Origin of the sequence: Thioalkalivibrio denitrificans, from assembly GCF_002000365.1 — a bacterium.
Taxonomy (GTDB): Bacteria; Pseudomonadota; Gammaproteobacteria; order Ectothiorhodospirales; family Ectothiorhodospiraceae; genus Thioalkalivibrio_A; species Thioalkalivibrio_A denitrificans.
The window spans coordinates 1-1646 of the sequence record NZ_MVBK01000009.1; the positions used below are offsets into that span (position 1 = coordinate 1).

1 protein-coding gene is annotated in these 1646 nt (G+C 65.1%); it reads left to right on the plus strand.

The genetic code is table 11. From position 1 onward, the window contains the following. Window positions 1-166 precede the first annotated feature (166 nt). Entirely contained in the window at window positions 167-1321 is a 1155-nt protein-coding gene (locus B1C78_RS01870) for an IS110 family RNA-guided transposase (protein ID WP_077277448.1), read from the plus strand. The last annotated feature ends 325 nt before the right edge of the window (window positions 1322-1646 follow it).

Genomic DNA, 1646 nt, shown 5'->3' on the forward strand with positions numbered 1-1646 from the left:
GTAGACATCATGGATTGACCTGCCCGACCTCGAGAGCGTGGGTTATGTTCTCGGGGCTGGGAAAACCACCTTTAACACAGAGCCATTATCGAGGGGGCAGGTCATGAATGAGTTTATCGCGAATGGGGTGAAGGGTGCAGAGCCGGTGACGGGGCTGGTCGGCGTGATGCAAGCGCTTGAGGGCGCCGGCAACGTCTATGGCGCCTACATCGGGCTGGACGTGCACAAGGAGACGATAGCGGTGGCGGTGGCCGAGTGCGGTCGCGACGCACCGCAGTATTACGGCGAGATCGCCAATACGCCCAAGAAGGTGGCCAGGCTGATCGAGCGGCTCAGTGCCCGCTACGGCGGCGAGCGGCTGCTGTGGGTGTACGAGGCGGGCCCGTGCGGGTATGGGCTGTACCGCCAGATCGTGGCCAGCGGCCATGATTGCGAGGTGGTGGCCCCCTCGCTGATCCCGCAAAAGGCCGGCGAGCGGCGCAAGAGCGACCGGCGCGACGCGCTGGGTCTGGCGCGGCTGTCGCGAGCCGGGGAGCTGACCGGCGTGTGGGTTCCGGCCCCGGAGCAGGAGGCCATGCGGGACCTGACCCGGGCGCGCGAGGACATGAAGAAGCTTGAGCTCAAGGCGCGCCAGACGCTCGGGGCGTTTCTGCTTCGTCATGGCCGGGTGTACACGGGCAAGAGCCGCTGGACGCAGGCGCACTTTCGCTGGCTGGAGACGGTGAGCTTCGACTCGCCCGTCCAGCAGATCGTGTTGCAGGAGTACATCGAGGCGGTCAAGGCGGCCCAGCGCCAGGTGGGTGGTCTGGAGCAGCAGATGCGCGCAGCGCTGCCACAGTGGTCGCTGGCCCCGGTGGTGGAGGGCCTGATGGCCCTGCGGGGCATCAGCCTGATCAGCGCCATGACGGTGCTGGCGGAGCTGGGTGACATCAGCCGGTTCGATTCCCCGCGCCAGTTGATGGCCTATCTCGGACTGGTGCCCAGTGAACACTCCAGCGGCCCGCGCCGTCGCCAGGGGGGCATCACCAAGGCCGGCAACGCTCATGTGCGGCGCATTCTGGCTGAGGCGAGCTGGAACTACCGCTTCCCGGCGCGCAAGACCCGCGATATCGAGAAGCGGGCCGAGAAGACCTCGCAGGCGGTCCAGGCCATCGCCTGGGAGGCGCAAAAGCGCTTATGCGGGCGCTACCAGCACCTGCTCAGGGCCGGCAAGATCAAGCAGCAGGTGGTCACGGCGGTGGGCCGTGAGCTGGCCGGCTTTATCTGGGCCATCGCCTGCGAGGTGATGGGCAAGCCCCACGGCAGTCGGGCGACGACCTGAGCACTACGACATCCAACCCCAAGCCCATTCACGCAACCAGGACGAACCATAACCAGGATCAGTGTCTTCGCGTCAGGGCATGAGAGGCCGGTGAGGAGAACCCCTGGCGCTCCTATGAGGCGCCCTTCCCCGCAAGGGCTAACCCTCGACTGTAGAGAAGGGCAGCTCCGCGACGAAGTGAAGTCCGGTCGGTAACCAACCCACGTATATCAGAGTGATCCACCGTCGCAGCTCGCTTCTCGTGCCCTGACTCGAAGACATTGAAAGAAGGAGGTCTCAATCGAACATTGCAGCCAACCATTGACAGGTCAATCCATATCAGGAG

What these genes read in the sequence shown, in the direction of transcription:
- B1C78_RS01870 (WP_077277448.1), top strand. Translation starts at nt 167, where the DNA reads ATGCAAGCGCTTGAGGGCGCCGGCAACGTCTATGGCGCCTACATCGGG.